A 23,742-nucleotide genomic window follows, 5' to 3' on the forward strand; every position below is an offset into this window, starting at 1 on the left:
CAATTCTTTCTTATTAATATTGTTGCATCCTTAATTATAACGGTTAATTTTATCTCAGCAGTAATTGAGAGAAATCATTAAATAAATTGTTTTGAAATCTAACTTAGTTAAATATATCGACCATTCTTCGGATGTTCCCTTACATAAACAGATCGAAAAAGTATTACGCATGTTAATTGATACTGGTGATTATGATCTGGGAAAGTTGTTACCAAGTGAAATTGAATTGAGTAATATGTTTGGGGTTTCCAGAAGTACGGTACGACAGTCATTTAATACGTTAGTGAATGAAGGATTGCTGGAACGTAAGCGTGGCAAAGGTACTGTTGTTGCACAGCACGGGAATATTATAACACAGCTTAACGAGTGGATTTCTTTTTCGAAGGAGATGAAACGAAAAGGGATTGTGATTAAGAATTACCAGGTGCAATTCCTGGAAGTACCGTGTGACGAAGAATTAGCTGAGATCTTCGATGTACCAGTTGGCAGGAAGGTGAAAAAGTTGACCCGTGTGAAAGGTGATAAGTCAGTGCCTTTTGTGATGTTTGAATCCTGGTTTCATCCCAGAATTCCCATAACGGACGATCATGATTTCCTTAAACCTCTGAATGATATACTTGAAGAGGAATACTCCATTATCCCCATGCGTTCCTCTGAAGAAGTTCAGGCAATTATGGCGACCGAAGAACTGGCTGAGATTTTACAAGTTGAAAAAGGAATGCCTTTATTATACAGGAAACGAATTGTTTATGATGCGGGGATGCGGATCATCGAGTATAATAAATGCTATTACAGACACGATAAAATGAAATATAAAATCGATATCGTACGAAGTGTCTGATGGTTACCTGGTCCCGTGATAGGATTTAACCTCAATATAAGTCATAAATAAATAAGGACTCCACAATAATTCTTTAAAAATTTTAATTCAAAAAATAAAAGAATATGTTTTAATTGTTACATTTGTACAAATGTCTGTACATTTAAACAATTGAATTATGCATAATAAAATCTTTGTTTTTATACTGAGTACTTTATTTACTACCCTAAGTACTGCTCAAAACCATATACTTTGGCAAATCGGTAAATCGGATAATAGCGCAAAGGAATTTGCCTTGGCTCCATCTTCTTATGAAAATTTTTTGGAACATGATTTTGGATGGGAGGATCGTTACTATCTGATAGGCTCTTCTAAAGAGCAGCAAGATTTTCCATATGTATTGCCAGGTGCGATCGATTACTGGGGTGGTACCTCGGGCTTGGCTGGTATTAGGCCACACGAAATTAATATGCTTTTCGGATTGAAGGATTCTCCAAAAAAAGGCAACTGCCAGCTGTTGTTTGATATTTTGGACTGTAGTGCTAAAGAAGCTCCTTATGTGAAAGTGACCATCAATGATAGATCCTGGAAATATCGATTAGCGAAGGGGAGTGGTGCGAATGTTTTAAAGGGTGAGCTATCTGGAGCTAAGGAGCAGCTTGTTAAAATAGAATTTGATGCAGATTTATTAAAAAAAGGGGGAAACAAAATACAGATTACCACGCTGGAAGGAAGTTGGCTGGTATTTGATCATATACGTTTATCGACCTCAGAACAGATGAAGTTGATGCAGCCTGAACATGCGTTTGTTCGGAATGTAGAACCGGCAGATTATGAGATCCAAAAAGCAGGGAAGCGTTTTCAGCCCTTGCTTATTGATGTGCAGCATTTGGAAGGTGCCGCTGAACTTTCAGTGAACCTTGATGGTAAAAGAGTTTTTAAGCAAACAGTGGAAATGGGGAGGTATGTTTTTGAGGTCCCTATGCCTGCTGTCGAAGCGTCAATTGTTAGTAACTATCAAATATATATTAACGGAATTCAGGTTGAGGGTGATAGCGTTCACAGAAATCCGAAGGAACTGGTTTCTCTTTCGGATTATGTGGACACTAAAATAGGTACAGGGCATTCCCGATGGATGATAGCTCCGGGCCCCTGGATGCCATTTGGAATGGTTAAGATCGGTCCGGATAATCAAAATGAAGGCTGGCAGGCCGGATACCAACCAACCTTCGAAAGTATTGGGACGTTTAGTCATATTCACGAATGGACCATGGCTGGTTTGGGTACCTTTCCCACTAATGGTCCTTTGATCACCAAAATGGGGAAGCAGGGGGCCCCAGAAAGTGGTTATCGTTCGCGTATTGATAAACATACAGAGCAGACCCCGTTGGGCTATTATTCTGCTTATTTGAGTGATTACGATATTAAAGCGGAGCTTACGGCCACTACCAGATGTAGTTTTCAGCGATATACTTACTCGAAAGATGATAACAATTCAAGAATTTTGGTCGATCTTAAGATACCGGGTGAGTATGGTTATGATATCGAAGAGGCCTATTTTAAGAAAGTAAGTGATCATAAAATAATAGGATACAGCAAGCAGGTATCTCGTCATATTTGGGGAGAACAGTACTACCGCAAAATAATGGTAGAAGGAGGCGATGAACCGAAGGAATGGGATGATATCGCTCAGAACTATACGATTCATTTTGTTATGGAGTTTGACCAGCCTATTAAAAGTTTTGGGGTTTGGATCGACGGCCCGGAAAATGGAGAAATGGATATGTTGACCATAGAAAATGCCGAAGAATTTAAATCGGAAAATCCGGAAGGGATTGTTGCTTTTATCGGATTTGATACTTCAGAAAATGAGGTGGTTCAAACGAGAACCGGACTTTCTTATGTAAGTGTCGATAACGCGGCTTTAAATTTAGAAAAAGAGATTACCGAGCCTTTTGATTGGGAATTTGAAAAAGTCAGACAACAGCAGGTAGCTGCCTGGAATGAACTTTTTAGCCGGATACAAATAAAGTCCCCTGACAGGGAAGAGAAAAGGAGGTTCTATTCAAATATGTACAGAGCTTTGGTAAGTCGCAATATATTCAGTGATGTAGATGGGAGTTGGGTAGATGCTTCAGAACACATTCGAAAATTTGATGATCCGGAGGATGTAGCTTTAGGTTGTGATGCCTTTTGGAATACCTTTTGGAATTTAAACCAGTTTTGGAACCTGGTAACTCCTGAATGGAGTTCAAAATGGGTGAAATCGCAATTAGCTATGTACGATGCTAATGGCTGGTTAGCTAAAGGTCCTGCTGGTATGGAATATATACCTGTTATGGTAGCGGAACATGAGATACCTCTTATCGTGGGAGCTTATCAGATGGGAATACGCGATTTTGACGCAGAAAAAGCCATGGAGGCGGTCTATAAGATGCAAACCACCAAAGGTCAACAGGTAGGAGGCGGATATGCCGGTAATAGAGACCTCGAGAGTTATTTACACTATAAATATGTGCCGTATAATAAAGGGAGGTTTTCTAATACCCTCGAGTATTCTTTTGATGATTATGCCGTTTCACAATTAGCCAAGGCCTTGGGTAAAAAGCAGGTATATGATGAGTTTATAGACAGGGCATATTGGTGGAAGAATGCTATTGATCCTGAAATTGGATTCGCCAGGTTAAAACATTCAGATGGTTCCTGGTTTAAAGATTTCGATCCAATCAGAACCGGGGGGAATCATCAGTTTGTAGAAGGGAATGCCTGGCAACTTACATTTTTTGTGCCTCAGGATGTTCCGGCTCTGGCTCAACTCATAGGAGAAGATAATTTTGTTAAACGCCTCGATGATGGATTTACGCTAAGTAGCAACTGGCGTTACAATGCGCCAAATGAATTGTACTGGGATTTTCCGGTTATACAAGGTAATCAGCAGTCGATGCATTTTGCCTATTTATTTAATTGGGTCAAAAAACCATGGCTTACCCAAAAATGGAGTAGGGATATTATCGATCGTTTTTATGGTTATGGCGTATCAAATGCTTATTTAGGGGATGAAGATCAAGGACAAATGAGTTCCTGGTTTATTATGTCTGCTTTAGGTCTTTTTCAAACGGATGGGGGTACGCGAGTAAATCCGATCTATGAAATTGGGAGTCCGAGTTTTGAAGAGGTCACTATTGATCTGGGAGAACGCTATGGCAGAGGAAAAAACTTTACTATTAAAGCGAAAAATGTATCTCGAACTAATAAGTATGTGCAAAGTGCCATATTGAATGGATCGCAACTTGATAATTTCTGGTTTCCTTCTGCGGAATTGTTGAAAGGCGGAGTACTCGAACTTCAAATGGGACCAGAGCCAAATAAAAATTGGGGGATTGGAGCAATGCCTCCTTCAGAACATCCCGGAAATTAAGAAATGTTACCGATGAATTCTTAGTGAAATAGATAAATTAAAACCAAAACAAACAAAACTTTAGAAATTAAAACCTATGAAAATCAAATTCTTATTATTACTGGGCTTCTTGTCTTTAAGTGGTTTAGCCCAAAAGCATCATAACGTTGAAAATATTATATTAATCTCTGTGGATGGTTTTAGATGGCAGGAGGTATTTAAAGGAGCTGACTCACTGTTAATAGAGGACAAGAAATTTTGGACAGATAATAAAGTAGAAAGAAGGCAAAAGTTACTGCCATTTTTTTGGAATGAAATTGCTGCAAAGGGACAGTTATATGGTAACAGAGACCATGGTAATAAGGTAGATGTAAAAAACAAATACTGGTTTTCATATCCCGGAAGAAGTGAAACGCTGTGTGGGTATTACGACCCTAAGGTTAATTCGAACGATTACCCGAATAACCCCAATGAAAATGTTTTGGAGTTTTTTAATAGTCATAAAGCATACAAAGGGAAAGTAATCACATTTGCTTCCTGGAATGCCCTGGGTAGAATTTTAAATCGCGATCGTAATGGGATGTTGGTGAATTTACCAGAAGAGGATGTTTTAGGAGCCAATAGTTCAGAGGCACAACAACTTATTAATGAATTGCAGCATTTAATTCCAGATCATTATCCTGATTGCCGACCTGATGAATTAACTTATATAATGACCAAAGCATATATTCAAAAGAACCAGCCAAAAGTGATTCATATTGATTTTTGTGATACCGATATCTATGGGCATAATGGTGAGTATAGTAAGTATTTAGATGCTGCACATCGTATTGATAAAATGATTGCCGATTTATGGAATACGCTTCAAAATGATCCGTTTTATAAAGATAAAACAGCTTTGTTAATTTTTCCGGATCATGGAAGAGGGCTGGGTGATAAATGGACAGATCACGGTACCGGAGCACCACATAGTAATGAAACCTGGTTTGCGGCCTTAGGTCCCGGAATACCAACATTGGGAGAAGTATCTGAAGAAAATCAAATATATCAAGATCAGATTGCACAAACGGCTGCTCATATTTTAGGGATGACCTTTAAGGCCAATCACCCTGTTGGTGAACGTATAGAGGGGGTTTATTTATCTGCCAGGAAATAGTTGCTGAAGAGGCCTCTATAGATTAACTAACTAAGCTTGTTAGCGTGTAGGCTTAAATACGGTAGTGTTTTGCAGAGTGCTAAAAGGCATATTATAGCAAAGAATGAAATTAATTTACTAAGTTATGATGAGGTATATAATACATAGACAAACAGGGGTTGCAATTAGTTTAATCGTACTATCCTTACTGGCTGTTAGCTGTGGCAAAAAGGAAAAAGTAACTGATTCTTTAGTACCATTGACGCACTATGTAGATCCGCAAATTGGATCGGTACATGGACGTTGGTTTTTTTATACTCCTGCGGCTCGTCCGTTCGGAATGGCTAAGTTAGCTCCGCACACGAATGCATATGGGAGTGAAGGTGGTTGGGGTCCAACTGGATATGATGACCGTCATACTTCAATCGAGGGGTTCGGACACTTCCATGAATTTCAGATAGGAGGATTGGTATTTATGCCCACCGTGGGCTCGATAAAAACCGTTCCGGGAACCTTAGATAATCCCGATGCAGGATACCGCTCTCGTTTTGATAAACGCACGGAAAATGCAGAAACCGGATATTATCATGTAGTATTGCAGGATTATGATGTGAAGGCCGAGATTACAGCCACAGAGAGAGTGGGGTACCACCGGTATACTTTTCCAAAAACTGATCAGGCTAACCTTATTATAGATATCGGACATAAACAAGGAGAAAGCAGTGATGTTACGGATGCGATGGCTCAGTTGGTAAATACGAATGAGATTGAAGGGTATATTGAAACATACCCCGAATATGCAAAGTTTTGTGATCCGGGCAAAAGGGTGAAAATGTATTTTGTTGCCCGACTTAGTGAAACCCCTGTAAGTGTGGGGTCTTTTAAAGATAATATTCAAAATCCTGACCTTACGAAAACAACTGGAACCGGAAATGGTTTATTCCTTACGTTTTCTATGGATGAAGGAGAACAGTTGGAGGTACAGACTGGATTAAGTTATACGTCTATCGCGAATGCACGAAATAATCTAAATGCAGAAGCCACAGGGAAGTCCTTTAATGATGTTCGTATGGAATCTCAGGAAGCATGGAATGAAAAGTTGAATCATATTGTTGTAGAAGGAGGAGCGGAAAATGATCGCATTAAGTTTTATACGGGTTTGTATCACGCCTTATTAGGTCGGGGATTGGCCAGTGATGTCAATGGAAACTATCCGATGGTGAATGGGAAAATCGGACAAATACCTCTCGCTCCCGATGGTAGTCCAGAATACAATCATTACAATACCGATGGGATTTGGGGAGGATTTTGGAACCTTAGTCAGCTATGGGCTTTAGCATATCCTGATTACTTTAAAGAATACATACAATCAAATATCGATTTTTATATAGACAGAGGCTGGTTGCATGACGGGGAGGCCGCAGGCGTTTATACCAATGGTGTACAAACAAATTTCCAAGGTTTGCTTATTGCTTCGGCTTATAATGTTGGCATTCGTGATTTTGATGTAAAAGCGGGATATGAAGCTGCTTTGAAAAATGAATTGGAGTATCACGGTCGAAATCTTGGTAATGGGAAATACGACCTTAGTTATTTTGTAAAGGATCGTTACGTACCTTATAAAGACACGATTATTTCTAATGGCTGGGTTTTTAATTTTGGTGCTTCACATACCTTAGAATATAGCTTTAGTTCTTATGCTGTGGCTCAGATGGCAAAGCACTTACAAGACTCGTTAAATCATAGAAAACTTATAGATCAGGCAGCGTACTATAGAAATCTTTTCGATTCGGAAACAAAATTTATACGACCGAAGCTTGAGAATGGGAGTTTTATTGAAGATTTTGATCCCATGAGAGGGTGGGATGGCTTCCAGGAAGGAAATGCATTTCAGTTTACCTGGTATGTGCCTCATGATGTAAACGGATTAATGAACCTGGTAGGAAAAGAACGTTTTAACGAACGTCTGGAAAAAATGTTTATCGATGCCCAAAAAAGTATGTTTGGAGGAGGATCGGAAGAGATTCATAGTTTTTCCGGGGTAGAAAAGTTATATAATCACGGAAATCAGCCGTGTTTACACAATCCATGGCTTTTTAATTATTCTGGAAAACCCTGGCTTACACAGAAGTGGGTACGAACGATTTGCAATGAATTTTATGGTACTGAACCTCTACATGGTTATGGCGTGGGACAAGATGAGGATCAAGGACAATTGGGTGCCTGGTATGTAATGGCATCCATGGGCTTATTTGATGTTCAGGGGCATTCCAATGCAAACCCTACCTTTCAGTTCGGAACTCCCCTTTTCGATAAGATTCGCATCAAATTAGATGGCACTTATTATGAGGGAGATGAACTGATTATAGAAACACTTAATCAGGGGAGTGATAATTTATATATACAGTCAGCATCTTTTAATGGAGAAAACTTTAATTCGAACTGGATGCTCCATGAAAAGTTGATGAACGGAGGTAAACTCATTTTTACATTAGGAAACCAACCAAATAAAAGCTGGGGTACGGAATCGGTACCACCATCAATGTCAAATATTAAAAACTAGTAATTGAACATTATGAAAAAGATCATTTTAAGCAGTCTCTTAATTATCCTGACAGCATGTTCTTCAAATAAAGAAAACAAAGAATTGGCCGCTACGATTTTAGCAGATGAAGAATTTAAATCAGTAAAAGAACGAGCCCTGGAGGTGGTGAAAACCGGATTTAATGCCGGTGATGGTTATGGCGAAGTATGGATCAGAGATTACAATACTTTTATCGAACTGTCTGCGGAGGTATTTGATAAGGAAACATTAAAGGAAAACTTGTTAGTATTTTTTAGATTACAAGGGGAAGATGGAAATATAATTGATGGATTTATTCCTAAAGAAAAGGCGGTAGCCACTGAAGGTGGTTATAAGTACATTTATTCTGATCTGGAACCCAATTATTGCGGTCATAAGAATACCGTAGAAACTGATCATGAGAGTTCGCTGGTTCAAGCTGTCTATAAATATGTAAACAAGACCGGAGATCGTGAATTTATGAATGAGAAGGTGGGGGAGCTAACTGTTGCTGAGCGTATGGAAAAGTCCATGGAGTTTTTAATGAATGCCCGGTGGAGTGATAAATACGGTTTGATTTATGGTGCTACGACCGCCGATTGGGGAGATGTTCAGCATTCACATCCATGGGGAGTTTTCATTACCGACGACACTCATTATTGTGTAGATATTTATGATAATGCCATGCTATTAATTGCACTGGATAATATGATGGAGCTCATTCCTGCAACAAAGGCTAAGTGGCAACCGATTCGTAAAGAGATTGCTGAGAATACCATGGATGTTCTTTGGGATGAAAAGAACCAAAAATTTATTCCTCATGTATATTTAGAAGGATCGCCTTATCCTGATGATTTTAATGAAAATGAAATTTACTATCACGGGGGCACCGCTGTAGCCATCGAGGCTGGTTTGTTAAATAAAAAACAAATAAAGACTTCCCTGGATAAAATGATCTCCAATGTAAAAGAATCCGGGGCAGGGTCTATCGGACTGACGATGTATCCACCATATCCGGAATGGGCTTTTGAAAATAAAGGAATGTATCCGTACGGATATCAAAACGGAGGTGATTGGACCTGGTTTGGAGCCAGGATGATTCAGCAATTAATCAACTATGGTTTTGTGAAAGAAGCTTATCAGCAAATGAAACCAATGACTGATCGCGTAATCGTGAATGATGGATTTTTCGAATGGTATACGGTTGATAATAAACCGGAAGGTTCCGGTACCTTCCGAGGGTCTGCCGGAGTTCTTTATATAGCTATTGAACAGTTTTATGACTGGGCTGAGCAGGTAGAGTATTAATAAATATAGTATTGACAAGTTTATGATTTTATTTACACTGATAGTTTGTTTAGACATTTAAACAACTGACGTGTATTAATTAACCGATGAACCAATTATGAGAACATTATTACTGATACTTAATCTTATATTATTTATACCCCCTGGTTTTGGGCAATCGTCAAAATCTTCTTTGGAATATGTTGATGTGTTTATGGGGACTTCAAATTCCAGGTGGATGCTTGGACCCTATGCAACCATGCCTTTCGGAATGATACAATTGGGCCCGGACAATCAGGGAGACCAATGGATGGGCGGCTATGAATATGCCATCAATAGTGTGTCAGGTTTTAGCCATATTCATGCCTGGACCATGGCGGGTTTAAGAATGATGCCAACGACTGCAGACCTGGTATTAGAAGATCGACCGGTTGATGCTCCATATAAGGGAGCGAATGCAGGATATCATTCAAGGATACTTAAGGAAAGTGAAAAAGGATCGCCCGGGTATTATGAAGTTTATCTATACGATCATGATGTTAAAGCCGAAATGACCGTGACCACGCGTTGTGGATTCCAGAAATATACGTTTCCCAGGAAAAAAGAATCAAGGGTATTGGTCGACCTGCTATTACCATCGGAATACGGGTTGCAAATTAATGATGCAAGAATCACCAAGGTTAGTAATACGGAGATTGAGGGTTATGCGGACTGTTCAAGTGCAGGCTGGAATAACTACAAACTTCACTTTGTATTACAATTCAGTAAGCCATTCAAAAACATGAACGGATGGAATCAGGGAAAGGAGCAAGACGGTATCAAAGAAATATCCGGGAAAGACGACATTGGAGTGTATGTGGTTTATGAGACGGAAAAGGATGAAGAAATACTCGTGAAATCTGGTATTTCAATGGTGAGTATTGATCAGGCAAGATTGAATTTAAATACAGAAATTAATACACCTTTTGGATGGGATTTTAACGCCGTAAAGGAAAATGCCAAAACGCAATGGGAGCATATATTAAATCGAATTAAGGTGTCGGGTAGTAACGAGGTTGATAAGGTTAAGTTCTATACTAATCTGTATAGAGTTTATGCCGCCAAACAAACCTGGAATGATGTAAACGGACTGTATATGGATCCTTGTGAAAATGTACAGCAATTACCTGATGGTGTTGCTATGTATGGAGGAGATGCTTTCTGGAATTCATTTTGGAACATTAATGGTTTACTCACATTAATAACCCCGGATATCAGTAAAAATTGGGTGTTGACTCAACTTGAATTATTTGAAAAGACCGGTTGGACCGGCAAAGGGCCAACGGGATTAGAATATTCCGGAATCATGGAAGGTTCTCACGAAATGGCTTTAATGCTTAGCGCTTACCAGAAAGGAATTTACACAGAAGATCCTGATAAGCTGTACCAGGCCATGAAAAAGAATGTAACCGTGAGTGGTGGACGTTATGAGTGTGGTGGATATGTAGGAAACCCCGGTTTAGATCATTATATCAATCATGGATATATGCCTTCGGATAAAGGAGTTACGAATAAAACCCTTGACTATGCTTTTGATGATTGGTGTGTGGCACAAATGGCCCGTGCCATTGGTAATAAAAAAGATTACAGGAGTTTTATGAAGCGTTCGGAAAATTATAAAAACTCTTTTCATCCAACCTTAAAATTCATGGTACCTAAAGACAGTAAAGGAAACTGGAAAGAAGATTTTAATGCTTTTGACAATTATAATTTTATAGAAGGGAATAGCTGGCAATATACCCTGTATGTACCCCATGATATACCAGGTGTGATCGAGTTGGTGGGGAAAGATCTGTTTAACACCAGACTGGAAGAAGGGTTTGAAAAATCAAAAGAACACAAATACGCAGCCCATGCGCTGGATCGTACCGGTGGAAGAAAATCGGAATATTATATCAACCATGGTAACCAGGTAAATATGCAGGCGGCATGGCTGTTTAACTATTCGGGTAAACCCTGGTTAACCCAAAAGTATACCCGTGATATCATGGAGACCTATTATGGTTCTACCCCATATCATGGTTGGGAAGGAGACGAAGATGAAGGGCAAATGGGCGCATGGTTCGTGATGAGTTCATTAGGATTGTTCGAAATGAATGGGGGTGGAGATAAAGAACCTATACTGGATTTGAGTAGTCCGTTGTTTGATAAAATGGTTGTTCAACTCGACAGTAACTACTACTCAGGGAAGGAGTTCGTTATTGAAGTGCGTAATAATTCTAAGGAAAACCTGTACATCCAATCGGCTCAATTTAATGGGAAACCATTAGAATCATGTCAATTAAAATTCAAAGATGTAGTTGGGGGAGGAACCTTAGAATTACATATGGGTAAAAACCCAAATAAAAGCTGGGGCAAGTTATAAAACAGAATAAAAAAATGGTTGTGAAGGATATAAAATATGCCATTGGAGTAGATATCGGGGGTTCGCATATAGCTGCAGCCGTGGTGGATGTTCAATACCGGAAAATAATTCCTGAAACCAAGGTGCATTCAAAATTGGATTCACACGAAGATGCAGGTATTATTTTGAGGGTTTGGCTTGAATGCATCAAGCAAAGTATAAAAAAATCAGAAGGGTTGCCCATAGGTGGTGTGGGGATTTCAATACCGGGGCCTGCTGACTATGATAAAGGAATTGTTCATATTCAAGGAGTGGATAAATACGATAAGTTATTTGCCATTAATATGAGGCATTTTCTAACGAATGAATTGGCAGGTTTGCTGTTGTATCCCGATAACGTCTTTTTTATTAATGACGCTGCCGGATTTTTATTGGGAGAGACCTGGTCTCAATATTTAACAGAAGAAAAAATTACTGCGATTACACTAGGTACAGGAATCGGTTCTGGTTTTATGAAAGATGGATTGTTACTTTCTGACGACGATACGATCCCTGATCATGGAGAACTATTCAACCTTCCGTATCAAAGTAAAACGGTAGAAGATTGGATTTCCACACGATGGTTTTTGCACCGTTATAAGGAGCAATGCGGATATGAAGCAGCCAATGTAAAAGAAATAGCAGATCAAGCAGCTACGGACTCCAATACCCGAATGATCTTTGAGGAATTTGGATCCAATCTCGGTACTGTTTTAAGTCCGGTTTTAGCCAAGTTTGGAACTGACTTATTAATACTTGGGGGAAATATTTCTAAAAGTTATCCCCTTTTTAAAGCAACATTTGAGGAGGAGTTGGGGGAAGTAACCCCGAGAATACATTTTGCAAAAGAAACTGAAAATGCAGCTATACTGGGGGCTGTAAAAAATATATTAGCAATGAATGAAATGGATTTTAACAAAAGAAACACAGCGCAATTTTTAATGCCCGTTAACAGGGAAGAAAAGCAGCTAGAGGGCTACGATGTTTTTCCATCTTTTGAAATTAGTGAGGGTACAGTATCACAAGGTTTTGAAAGTTTAGCAAGGGAACTCTCATCCTATAAAAAAGTGTGTATTGATGGTTATGTTGGGGTAGACTGGGATTACTTAATGGGTGGTTTATCTGAAGCGCTCAGGCAATTAGGGGTTAAAAACATTACTTACTCGATCGATGCAGCCTATAAGGATGCTGATGTAATTGATGCCATGATAGCACCATTTTTGGGTGGAGATGATCCGGTCTTTGGAAGACTTTATGAAGGCGATCTGGAAGATTTCTTCCAAAGGGATAAGCTCGAGTCTTTGGTGGCTGATGACGATTGTTTATCGATTGTATATGGTTCCGGGGCTTCATTGTGTAACTGGGATGCTAAACTGGTTTATGTTGATATTCCAAAGAATGAGATACAATACCGTTCGCGGGCAGGATGGGTCCGGAATATAGGAGCACAAAAATCGATTTCGGCAAAGCCTCAGTATAAAAGAATGTTTTTCGTTGACTGGCCGGTATTAAACAGGCATAAACAAAATCTCTTAAGTGCTATTGACTTTGTGGTGGACGGTCAGTTTTTAAATGATATATCCTGGTGCGCCGGAAGTACTTTACGGGCGGCACTAGCCGAAATGTCTACACATGCATTCAGGGCACGTCCGTGGTTTGAACCTGGTGTGTGGGGAGGCGACTGGATCAAGAATAATATTGACGGACTTTCTGATGAGGTGGTGAATTACGCATGGTCTTTTGAACTTATTGTACCGGAGAATGGGATCGTGATCTCTAAAAAGGGTGTAAACCTCGAAGTGTCTTTTGACTTTTTGATGTACAATGATCATCAGGCAATATTAGGGGATGCTGCAAAGACTTTTGGAACCGACTTTCCTATCAGGTTTGACTTCTTAGATACGTTTAATGGAGAGAATCTTTCATTACAGTGTCACCCAAAGCCTAACTTTATCAGTGAGCAATTCGGAGAAAAGTTTACGCAAGATGAAACTTATTATATTCTGGATGCAGCAGATGATGCGAATGTGTACCTTGGATTTAAGGAGGGAGTAAATAAGGATGAATTTCACCAGGCCTTGGTTAAAAGTCAGCAAGAGGGTAAAGAAGTTGAGGTCGAAAAATATGTGCAAACACATCCTGCTAAAAAACACGATTTATTTTTAATTCCACATGGTACGATCCATTGTTCTGGTATCAATAACCTGGTTCTTGAGATAAGCAGTACCCCGTATATTTATACTTTTAAAATGTATGATTGGATGCGTTTAGACCTCAATGGTCAACCGAGACCACTAAATATAGAAAGGGGAATGGCCAATCTTAATTTCGACTGTCAGGGTGATGTGGTAGAAGAAGAATATATTTCCAAACAAACGGTTACAGCCGAAGGTAAAGGGTGGAAAGTGGTGCAATTAAGTACGCATCCACAACATTTCTATGAAGTGTATAGGATGGAATTTAATGATCAAATTCATGTTGAGGGTAACAATCAATGTCATATCTTGAGCCTGGTTGAAGGAAGTAAGGTAGAAGTAGTTACCGGAGATAGAAAAATGGTAGTGGCTTATGCCGAAACCTTTGTTATTCCATCCAATGCTGGTTCATACACCATTAATAACCTGGGGTCAAGTATTGCCAAGGTGGTGAAATCCTTTGTTAAACCTGAAGTTTGTAATTATGAATCTTAAGATTGTTTTTATTGCTTTTGCAGCGGCATTGGCCGGATTTCTATTCGGGTTTGATACGGCTGTAATTTCCGGAACGGTAGCATTGGTTAAAGCACAGTTTGATCTATCAGACGCGGGTATAGGTTGGTTTGTAAGCTCTGCCCTGGTAGGCGCTATTTCCGGAGTTGTTTTTTCCGGGTACCTGAGTGATAAGTACGGTAGGAAATTGATGCTTATCATTTCCGGACTACTATTCTTTATTTCTGCCATGGGATGTGCCATATCAGGTTCTTTTACTGAACTGGTGTTGTATCGATTATTGGGAGGTGTTGCTTTTGGGATAGCCTCTATGGTCTCCCCTTTATATATCAGTGAGATTTCGCCGGCACATGTACGTGGAAAGCTTGTTTCCGTTTATCAATTGGCTATTACGGCAGGGATTTTAATCGCATATTTTAGTAACTACTGGACCTCTGTTGTACACCAGGATGGTGGTATGGATGGTTTTGTTTTTGAATTTTTATACAAGGATGAGTACTGGCGTGGCATGTTTGCTAATGAAGTATTTCCAGTATTATTGTTCCTTGGGTGCTTATTGTTCATACCTCAGAGTCCGCGATGGCTGATGATTCATGGAAGTAAGGAAAAAGCTAAGCAAATTGCGGAGCGATATAAGATTGAATATGACCAGCCAGTACATAAAGAAGAAAAGGAGCAAATGAATTTCTTCCAGTTGATAAGAGGTGTTTATAAACGCCCGATGTATATCGCCATTTTTTTAATGATTTTTTCACAGATATGCGGAATCAATGCGATCATCTATTACGGTCCTACAATTTTAAATGAAGCTGGATTTACCTTAGGCGATGCCTTGGGAGGGCAGGTAACTATAGGTTTTGTGAATGTGCTATTTACTTTTGTGGCTATATATACTATCGATAAATGGGGACGTAAACCGCTTTTGAGGTTCGGAGCTTTGGGCGTGATCCTATCACTGTTAATGATTAGTTTGATGTTCTTTATAGGAGGTAGTTTTGACAGTTATGTTATTGTGGGTATTTTGTTATTTATTGCCTGTTATGCATTTTCTTTAGGGCCAGTACAGTTTGTAGTGGCTTCAGAAATTTTTCCAACGAGTATTCGGGGGAGGGCCCTGACTATTAGCACACTTTTTCTTTGGGTTACAAATGCTATTGTAGGTCAGGTATTTCCAATGATATTGGCAGGATTTAATGCGCCATTAACGTTTTTACTTTTTGCTTTGGTTTGTATGCCCGGAATTTGGATCATAAAGAAATACATCCCTGAAACCAAGGGGAAATCTTTAGAGGAAATTGAAAGGTTCTGGAACGAAAAATTCTAAGTTACTGATCGAACGTTTATATTTATGCTTTGAATTCATCGGGCTATGTATGATAGCCATGTAACCCAATAAAATGAGAAAATTACATAGCATATTTACTTCAGTACTAACGGCTTTAATTTTTTGTTATACCACTACGGCACAACACAAAATATTTGTTGCTAATGGAGGAGATGATTCGAACAAGGGGACCATCTCCAAACCATTGAAAACATTAGATCGGGCTTTTCAGCAGGTACTTGAATTTCGTGAAAAGGGATATGCTGAAGTTGTTGAAATTTTTATCCGGGAGGGGCGATATAATTTTCATCAAGCGATCAAACTAGATTCAAACTATTCTAATATTCGTATTTCGGCTTATAAGAATGAAGCGGTTAGCTTTTTCGGAGGAGTCTCCATTCCTGTCAATGCCATCAAAAGTGTAAAATTAAATGGTGTATCGGATACTGTATTGGCTATAAACCTTAAAGCTTATGGTCTGGACGACTACGGTAATATCAGGAGTGTAGGATTTGCAAGACCCTACGGGGCATCCTGGGCTGAGCTATTTGTCAACAAAAAACCGTTTCACCTTTCAAGGTGGCCTAATAAAGGGATGATTCCTATAGAAGAAGTGCTCGATAAGGGTTCTGTTCCCAGGAATGATGATTTTAGTAACCTAGGAGGTAAGTTTCGTTACGATTCTCTAAGAGTAGATGCATGGAAGTATGAAAGTGACCCATGGATCGCTGGATATTTTATGTGGGGATATGCGGATGATATGGTTTCGGTAAAAGAAATTAATGATACAGAGCGTACTATTACGACCAAGATCCCTACCCTTTATGGGTTTGGAGATCAAAAGCCCTGGCGTAAATGGTATGGGGTAAATATATTAAGGGAGTTAGATGCAAATGGGGAATATTACATTGATCGCTCTCGTGGTATGTTATATTTTAGAAGTGAAGAGGATGTTAAGCAAGTAGAAATTTCCGTTTTGGAGGACCCTTTTTTTCAAATCGAGGGAGTGAAAAATGTAGCCGTTAAGGGGATTACCTTCGAGTGCTCCAGGGGCTTGGGTATTGCTATGGATGCAACTGAAAATGTAACTATCGAAAATTGCGTGTTTAAGAACCTGGGGAGTCTTGGAATTACTGTTGGCCAGGGAATAACACCTTTTAAAAAGTATCGGCATGAAGGTACGGGAACGGCAACTTCCGGTCTAGTAGGGAGTCTGCAGCAGCATTTGTATGTAAACACTACTTTTAATCGTCTGGCAGGTACAAATAATATGATTAGGGGTTGTGTCTTTTACCAATTGGGAGCCGGTGGGGTATCTTTAGGTGGTGGAGACAGGTTAAGTTTAGCACCCGGAAATAACATAGTGGAAAACTGTGAGTTCTATGATTTAAACAGAATTGAGAAGTCTTACCGGCCGGCTGTTCACTTAACCGGTGTTGGAAATAAGGTACGTCATTGTGAAATGTACGACCTCCCGAGTATGGCTATTCTAATGCATGGAAATAATCATCTTATTGAATACAATTACATCCATGATGTTTGTCTTGAAGTAGAAGATCAAGGAGCTGTTTATTATGGAAGGGATCCCTCAGAGAGAGGAAGTGTGATTCGGTATAATTATTTTAAAGATATTCCTGATCATTATAATACTTGTGCGGTTTATCATGATGATGGGGCTTGTGGTCTGAAGGTTCAATCTAATGTTTTTTATAAAGCCGGAAAATGGAATGTATTAATCGGTGGCGGATCTGATAATGCCTACATCAATAATTTATTTGTGGATACTAAATTTGGGATTCATATAGATAATCGCCTGGAAAACTGGTCAAAAGGCTTATTAGATGAGGAAGGGTTATATTATAAAAGATTAATGGCCGTACATTATGACCAGCCTCCATATAGCGAGGCTTATCCCGAGCTTTCCAGGTATTTTGAAGATAAGCCATCAATTCCTAAACGGAACATTTTAAAGGATAACAGTTTTGTTAATATGGAAGAGAGCATACTCGATGGTAATAAAGAGTGGCTGGACATGGATGCATCGAATGAGCTCATGAATCAGGAGCCTGTTCCCATTGATAAATATGAACAAGAAGTTTTTAAACTGGCAAAATTGAAGGGAACAGCCATTGATTCCATCGGTTTATATAAGAATTAGGGGTAGTATCCTTCTTCATAAATAGAGCGGGGCGGGGTATTCAATTGGCTATGGTTATATGAACCAATAGGAACCGGGAAGTTTATAAGTAATGGTTAAAAGAAATATAGATTTCATATAGTGACTTAGGAAAGTTCTGCATACTCCAATCGGTTGATGATCTCTGGGTAATCTGATTGTTTATGGGCATTGATAACATCTCTGCTTACCGGGTAGGCATTTAATTCGATGGATCTGAATATTTTGAATTCTTCTTTTAAAGAGTCTTCACGATTCATCAGAATCATATAGTCTTTGTCCTCCGGTGCAACACACATAGGCATTCGTTTAGCGCCGTTGTGGATTTTTTCAAACAGCGGATCGGCGGTGGTAGTAATAACGGAACAGGTGAGTATCCCTCCTTGATGTGTATAGATTCCTAACAGTCCGAACATTTCGTGATTTGGTCTTTCGAAAAAGAAAGGGATGTTCTTACCTTGTGAGGGTTTGTGAGGTTCATAAAGTCCGTCTATGAGTATGAGGCATTTATTTTTTAACAGGGCTTCATCTTTCCAGCTGAAGTAGTTTTGAAAAAATTTATCATCACGGGTGTTAAGGGTTCCGCCAGTATATTTTTTCCAGTATGTTTCCAGGGAGTCTTTATAATGGGGAGGAGCAATACCCCAGGTAGCCAGTTGTATTATGTCAGGTTCTTCCTGTGTCATCACCATGACATTGGCATGAGAAAAACCATTAAGATGATAGTAAACAGGTACGTGTTCTGGATTAAGCACATTTTCGGCATCGAAGAGTTCTGATATTTTCTGAGGGTTCTTTTGGCGTTGCGAAATATGGTAGCACATAACCTTATGTTTTTCATAAAGTTATTAAGGAATTTTAATATTTGCAATCGTATTAATTTGTGAGTTATAACCTCGACTTAATAGCCTCAAACCCGGCCTTCATTTCTTGAGCCAGCTTATCGTAGGTATATTCAGGAACTTCAAAATTGGTGGTAATCTTACTCACTACCTGCCATACTTCTTGTATTTCGGAGGTAGGGCATTCAATGGGTGGATATTCTTTGTTTATAGAAATAAGCTGTGTATGCTCATTAGTAACGATCATTTTTTTAACGACTACGGTATCGGGGAGCACTACTACATATAGGTTATCGGGTTTAATATCGGAAAGTCTTTCGGTTGCCCGGGCAATCACCCATTCTCCCTGGTGTAATACGGGATGCATACTATCTCCCTTTACCTGAAAGGCTCTGTGCGTAGCATTGCGGTATTCAGGGAGTGGCAGATCGAAAGCAGGGAGATTTTCATACCATTCTACATCCTGTAGATTATGTGCATAGCCGGCTGATGCCTTTACGGGCACCATCATTACATTTTCCTGTTCTTCACTGTTAAGGGTTACTACTTTGGGTAAGGTATTGTCAGATGGATGGAGGTATTTTTCATTGCTTTCACCAAAGAGCCAAAGCGGATTGATACGATATAATTGAAATAGTTTGGTGACGATTTCACCTGAAATCTTTGTTTTACCACGTTCTATATCGGCGGTAGTACCACTGATACCCAAACATTCGGCAAAAGTCTGTTGCGTTAATTTTTGCTCTTGTCTGATACTTTTGAAGCGAATACTTGCTATGGGTAAATCTTTGATCATAAAACAAATATAGCTCTTTCATGGAAATAATCCGTTTTTAACATGGATTATTTCCTAATAAATGGAAAAATTCCATAATTTTGGAAAAAATCCAATTTATTAATGAGTCGCACAATATTACATCTTGATCTGGATACTTTCTTTGTATCTGTTGAGCGTTTGCTTGATAGTAGGTTAAAGCAGCGACCAATACTTGTAGGTGGGGTAAGCGATCGAGGTGTAGTGGCGGCTTGCAGTTACGAAACCCGATCTTTCGGGGTACATAGTGGAATGCCAATGCGCATGGCTAAAGAATTGTGTCCTGAGGCAGTGATTATAAAGGGAAATGCAGGTGTGTACTCTAAGCATTCAGATGTGATTACTGATATAATTAAAGAAAAAGTTCCTTTGTTTGAGAAGGCGAGCATCGATGAATTTTATGCAGATCTTTCGGGGATGGACAAGTTTTTTGGCAGTTATAAGTATGCTTCGGAACTGCGGAGAACTATTACAAAGGAGACCGGACTGCCTATATCGTTTGGTTTGTCGGTTAATAAAGTAGTATCGAAAGTAGCAACCGGAGAGGCCAAGCCAAACAATCAGCTAAAAATAGATTATGGCTTTGAAAAACCGTTTTTAGCGCCTTTGTCAATTAAGAAAATCCCCATGATAGGAGACAAGACTTATTTGACCTTGCGCAATCTTGGAATTAAACAAGTACAAACCCTTCAGGAGATGCCTAAAGAAATGCTTTATACGGTTTTGGGTAAAAACGGACTTACAATCTGGGATAGAGCCAGTGGGGTGGATACAACCCCGGTTATACCGTTTTGTGAACGAAAATCGATTTCTACTGAACGTACTTTTGATCGTGATACTACTGATGTACAGAAGCTTAGAACATTACTGATCGCTATGACAGAGAATTTAGCCTATCAGTTGCGAAGAGGCGAAAAACTAACCGCCTGTGTAGCCGTTAAATTAAGATACTCTGATTTTCAAACGGTATCGAAACAGCTTAAAATACCTTATACCAGTGCTGACCATATTTTAATAGAGAAGGTGCTCGGACTCTTTAAACAACTCTATAACCGTAGAATGCTGGTACGACTTATAGGGATAAGGTTTAGTCATTTGGTACATGGTAATTACCAGATTAATCTGTTTGAAGATTCTGAAGAAGCTATTAATCTCTATCAGGCACTGGATAAAATCAGGCAACGGTATGGAGATAAGAGTGTATTGAGAGCAGCGGGTATGGGTGCCAGGACTATTGGTAGAATGCATAACCCTTTTAACGGACAGCCACCAACCATATTAGCACATAGAAAACAATAATGTATTTAAATTGTCATTCATACTATAGTTTGCGTTTTGGTACCTTTTCAGAAGTAGAGCTTTTGGAACTGGCCAGAGAAAACCATGTAACTCAATTAGCGCTTACCGATATCAATAATACTTCGGCCTGCCTGAATTTTATTCGTAAAGCGGAATCGTATGGTATAAAGCCGCTTGTAGGTGTTGACTTTAGAAATGGAGTAGATCAGCAGTTTGTGGGTATAGCACGTAACAATCATGGGTTTAAACAGCTTAATGATTTGCTTTCGGCACATTTACATACAGAAAAGCTAATCCCGCAACAGGCACCTGAATTGTCAGACGTGTTTATCGTCTATCCTTTTGAAAAAGTATTGTTGAATGAAATGGATACTTTTAAGCCTTATGAGTATATCGGTATTTCGGTAAAAGACCTTAGAAAATTACCATTCTCTAAATACATTACCTATAAAGACAGATTGGTAGTACAGCAACCTGTTACCTTCAGAAATAAAAGAGATTATAATGCCCACCGCTTGTTACGTGCTATAGATAATAATACATTACTGAGTAAGCTTCAGGCTGAGGAACAGGCTAATGAAGATGAAAAGATGTACCCGGTAGAAAACCTTTATCAGGCGTTTAAAGAATACCCTTTTATTTTAGAAAATACAGACCAACTTTTAAAACAGTGCAGTATTAATTTTGATTTTTCTGCCGGTAAGCAAAGTCAGAATCAACAAACATATACCAGAAGTAAAGAAGAGGATTACCTGCTTTTGGAAAAGCTTTGTTTGGCGCAGATGGATTATCGATATCCTGACGAGCAGGATGCTGCTATTGAACGAATGCGGAAAGAACTGGAGTTGATTCGTAAAATGGAGTATGTATCGTATTTTTTAATTAATTACGATATCATTAGTTATGCGAGATCGAAAGGATACTTCCATGTAGGTCGCGGTAGTGGAGCCAATAGTATAGTAGCATATTTACTGGGAATAACAGATGTAGATCCATTGGAGCTCGATCTGTACTTTGAACGATTTATGAATTTGTTTCGAAGTACCCCGCCTGATTTTGATATTGATTTTTCGTGGCGGGATCGCGAAGATGTTACCCGATATATTTTTGATCGCTTTCCGAATGTGGCTCTTATGGGGACCTATGTTACTTTTAAATACAAAGGGGTGGTTAGAGAACTGGGTAAAGTGTTTGGCTTGCCTAAAGAAGATATAGATCGTTTGAGCGATGGACAATTTAAATTAAATGAGCTCGATGAGTTATCGGAACTGGTATTGCGTTATGGTACGCTTATAGAAGGAATGCCTAACTACATAAGCGTGCATTCGAGTGGAATACTAATAAGTGAATATTCGCTACAGCACTTTTGCGCTACATTTTTACCTCCAAAAGGTTTCGCTACCGTACAAATAGACATGCATATAGCTGAAGATGTGGGCTTGTATAAATACGATGTGTTGGGGCAGCGGGGATTGGCGAAAATAAAGGAGACGTTACAGATCATTGCATATAACCAGCCTGACAATAACACTTTTGACATCCATAATGTAAAGCAGTTTAAAACCGATGTTAAGGTAAATACGATGTTGAGCAGGGGACAATGTATGGGGTGTTTTTATGTCGAATCGCCGGCAATGCGAATGCTTATTAGTAAACTTAAGGTCGATAATTACCTGGGGCTGGTAGCGGCAAGCTCTATTATAAGACCGGGAGTATCGCAAAGTGGTATGATGCGTGAGTATATTCTACGTCATCATAAGCCGGAGCGTATTAAGCAAGCACATCCGGTACTACTGCAAATTATGCCGGATACTTATGGAGTAATGGTATATCAGGAGGATGTTATAAAGGTCGCTCACCATTTTGCAGGTTTAAGCCTTGGGGAAGCTGATGTGTTGAGAAGGGGAATGAGCGGAAAGTATCGCTCGAGGGATGAATTTAAAGCTGTTGAAGAAAAGTTTATAGATAATTGCCGAAAGCGGGGGTATGATGATAAGGTGACCAAAGAGGTCTGGAAGCAAATAGAAAGTTTTGCAGGTTATGCTTTCGCAAAGGGGCATTCTGCCTCCTATGCTGTAGAGAGTTATCAGAGCTTATTTTTAAGGGCTTACTACCCACTGGAGTATATGGTTGCCGTACTTAATAATGGAGGTGGATTTTATCGCCCTGAAATTTATATTCATGAGGCTCGGATGTTGGGTGCGATCGTACATGCTCCTTGCATTAATAGAAGCAGTATGGAAAATAAAATATACGGGAAACATATTTATTTAGGGTTTGGTTATTTGAAGGATTTAGAGCAACGGAGTTGTATACGTATTTTAAAAGAACGTACACATGGAGCTTTTACGTCTTTAGAGGATTTTATAGAACGGGTTACTATTAGTATTGATCAATTAAGTATTTTAATTCGCATAGGCGCTTTTCGATTTACCGGAGTTGACAAGTATGAACTACTCTGGAAGGCTCATTTTAGCCTGGGACATATACAACGGTTTGAAGACCAGTACCAGCTGTTTAAGGTGCGTCAAAATAATTATGAAGTCCCTGTATTACAAACCACAAAGCTGGAGGAAGCTTTTGAACAGATAGAACTTTTAGGTTTTACATTGTGCAGTCCGTTTGACCTACTGCTGGAGGAGCCAAAGAATAATAGAATTACCAACGATTTTCAGCAGTATTTAAACAAGCATATCGATATATACGGATACCTGGTAACGACAAAGCGCAGTACTACCCAGAACGGGAATCAGATGTACTTTGCCACTTTTATAGATCAGATAGGAGAAGTGTTTGATGTGGTGCTATTTCCTCAGATTGCTGCTAAAAATAAATTTAGGGGGAAAGGGATATATCGTATTTATGGTAAAGTGGTTAGTGAGTTTGGTTATTTGAGTTTAGAAGTAGTTAAAATGAAAAAAGAAGATTATATTCAAGATCCTCGTTTTCAGTAAA

At 39.2% G+C, this 23,742-nt stretch carries 13 protein-coding genes; 11 read left to right on the forward strand and 2 right to left on the reverse strand.

Translation table 11 applies throughout. The features are described from left to right. The first annotated feature begins 91 nt into the window (after positions 1 to 91). From P278_RS03730 to P278_RS03770, 9 genes are all read left to right on the forward strand, one after another. The gene (locus P278_RS03730) at positions 92 to 841 is read left to right on the forward strand and encodes a GntR family transcriptional regulator (protein WP_038262590.1); all 750 of its coding nucleotides are present in this window, start codon (positions 92 to 94) and stop codon (positions 839 to 841) included. 157 nt (positions 842 to 998) lie between these two features. Next, positions 999 to 4,238 (forward strand): GH92 family glycosyl hydrolase, encoded by a 3,240-nt coding sequence (locus P278_RS03735; protein WP_038262593.1) that lies wholly within the window; start codon positions 999 to 1,001, stop codon positions 4,236 to 4,238. 76 nt (positions 4,239 to 4,314) lie between these two features. After that, the gene (locus tag P278_RS03740) at positions 4,315 to 5,373 is read left to right on the forward strand and encodes an alkaline phosphatase family protein (RefSeq protein ID WP_038262596.1); all 1,059 of its coding nucleotides are present in this window, start codon (positions 4,315 to 4,317) and stop codon (positions 5,371 to 5,373) included. A 124-nt stretch (positions 5,374 to 5,497) separates the two neighbouring features. After that, a complete protein-coding gene (locus tag P278_RS03745) occupies positions 5,498 to 7,915 on the forward strand; it encodes a GH92 family glycosyl hydrolase (protein ID WP_038262599.1) in 2,418 nt (805 codons plus the stop codon). A gap of 12 nt (positions 7,916 to 7,927) precedes the next feature. Next, positions 7,928 to 9,223: a glucosidase family protein gene (locus P278_RS03750; protein WP_038262603.1), complete on the forward strand. Its 1,296-nt coding sequence runs from the start codon at positions 7,928 to 7,930 to the stop codon at positions 9,221 to 9,223. A 97-nt stretch (positions 9,224 to 9,320) separates the two neighbouring features. Continuing rightward, positions 9,321 to 11,606 (forward strand): GH92 family glycosyl hydrolase, encoded by a 2,286-nt coding sequence (locus P278_RS03755; protein ID WP_051413388.1) that lies wholly within the window; start codon positions 9,321 to 9,323, stop codon positions 11,604 to 11,606. Between the two features lie 20 nt (positions 11,607 to 11,626). Then, the gene (locus tag P278_RS03760; RefSeq protein WP_161808337.1) at positions 11,627 to 14,314 is read left to right on the forward strand and encodes an ROK family protein; all 2,688 of its coding nucleotides are present in this window, start codon (positions 11,627 to 11,629) and stop codon (positions 14,312 to 14,314) included. Continuing rightward, positions 14,304 to 15,656, forward strand: a complete 1,353-nt coding sequence (locus P278_RS03765) for a sugar porter family MFS transporter (RefSeq protein WP_038262605.1) — start codon at positions 14,304 to 14,306, stop codon at positions 15,654 to 15,656. The genes P278_RS03760 and P278_RS03765 overlap by 11 nt, the downstream gene beginning before the upstream one ends. 73 nt (positions 15,657 to 15,729) lie before the next feature. After that, positions 15,730 to 17,814, forward strand: a complete 2,085-nt coding sequence (locus P278_RS03770; RefSeq protein ID WP_051413389.1) for a right-handed parallel beta-helix repeat-containing protein — start codon at positions 15,730 to 15,732, stop codon at positions 17,812 to 17,814. A 125-nt stretch (positions 17,815 to 17,939) separates the two neighbouring features. On the opposite strand, the gene P278_RS03775 is transcribed toward P278_RS03770, so the two are convergent. Both P278_RS03775 and P278_RS03780 read right to left on the reverse strand, forming a co-directional pair. Then, a complete protein-coding gene (locus tag P278_RS03775) occupies positions 17,940 to 18,656 on the reverse strand; it encodes an SOS response-associated peptidase (RefSeq protein ID WP_038262608.1) in 717 nt (238 codons plus the stop codon). A gap of 64 nt (positions 18,657 to 18,720) precedes the next feature. Continuing rightward, a complete protein-coding gene (locus tag P278_RS03780; RefSeq protein ID WP_038262611.1) occupies positions 18,721 to 19,470 on the reverse strand; it encodes a LexA family transcriptional regulator in 750 nt (249 codons plus the stop codon). Positions 19,471 to 19,572: 102 nt separating this feature from the next. Between P278_RS03780 and dinB the strand changes: the two genes are divergently transcribed. Both dinB and P278_RS03790 read left to right on the forward strand, forming a co-directional pair. After that, positions 19,573 to 20,787, forward strand: a complete 1,215-nt coding sequence (gene dinB / locus P278_RS03785; protein ID WP_038262615.1) for a DNA polymerase IV — start codon at positions 19,573 to 19,575, stop codon at positions 20,785 to 20,787. After that, complete coding sequence (locus P278_RS03790) at positions 20,787 to 23,741, forward strand: DNA polymerase III subunit alpha (RefSeq protein ID WP_038262616.1); 2,955 nt, start codon at positions 20,787 to 20,789, stop codon at positions 23,739 to 23,741. Before dinB ends, P278_RS03790 begins: the two co-directional genes overlap by 1 nt. The last annotated feature ends 1 nt before the right edge of the window (position 23,742 follow it).

It is taken from the genome of Zhouia amylolytica AD3 (assembly GCF_000511935.2).
GTDB classification, from domain to species: domain Bacteria; phylum Bacteroidota; class Bacteroidia; order Flavobacteriales; family Flavobacteriaceae; genus Zhouia; species Zhouia amylolytica.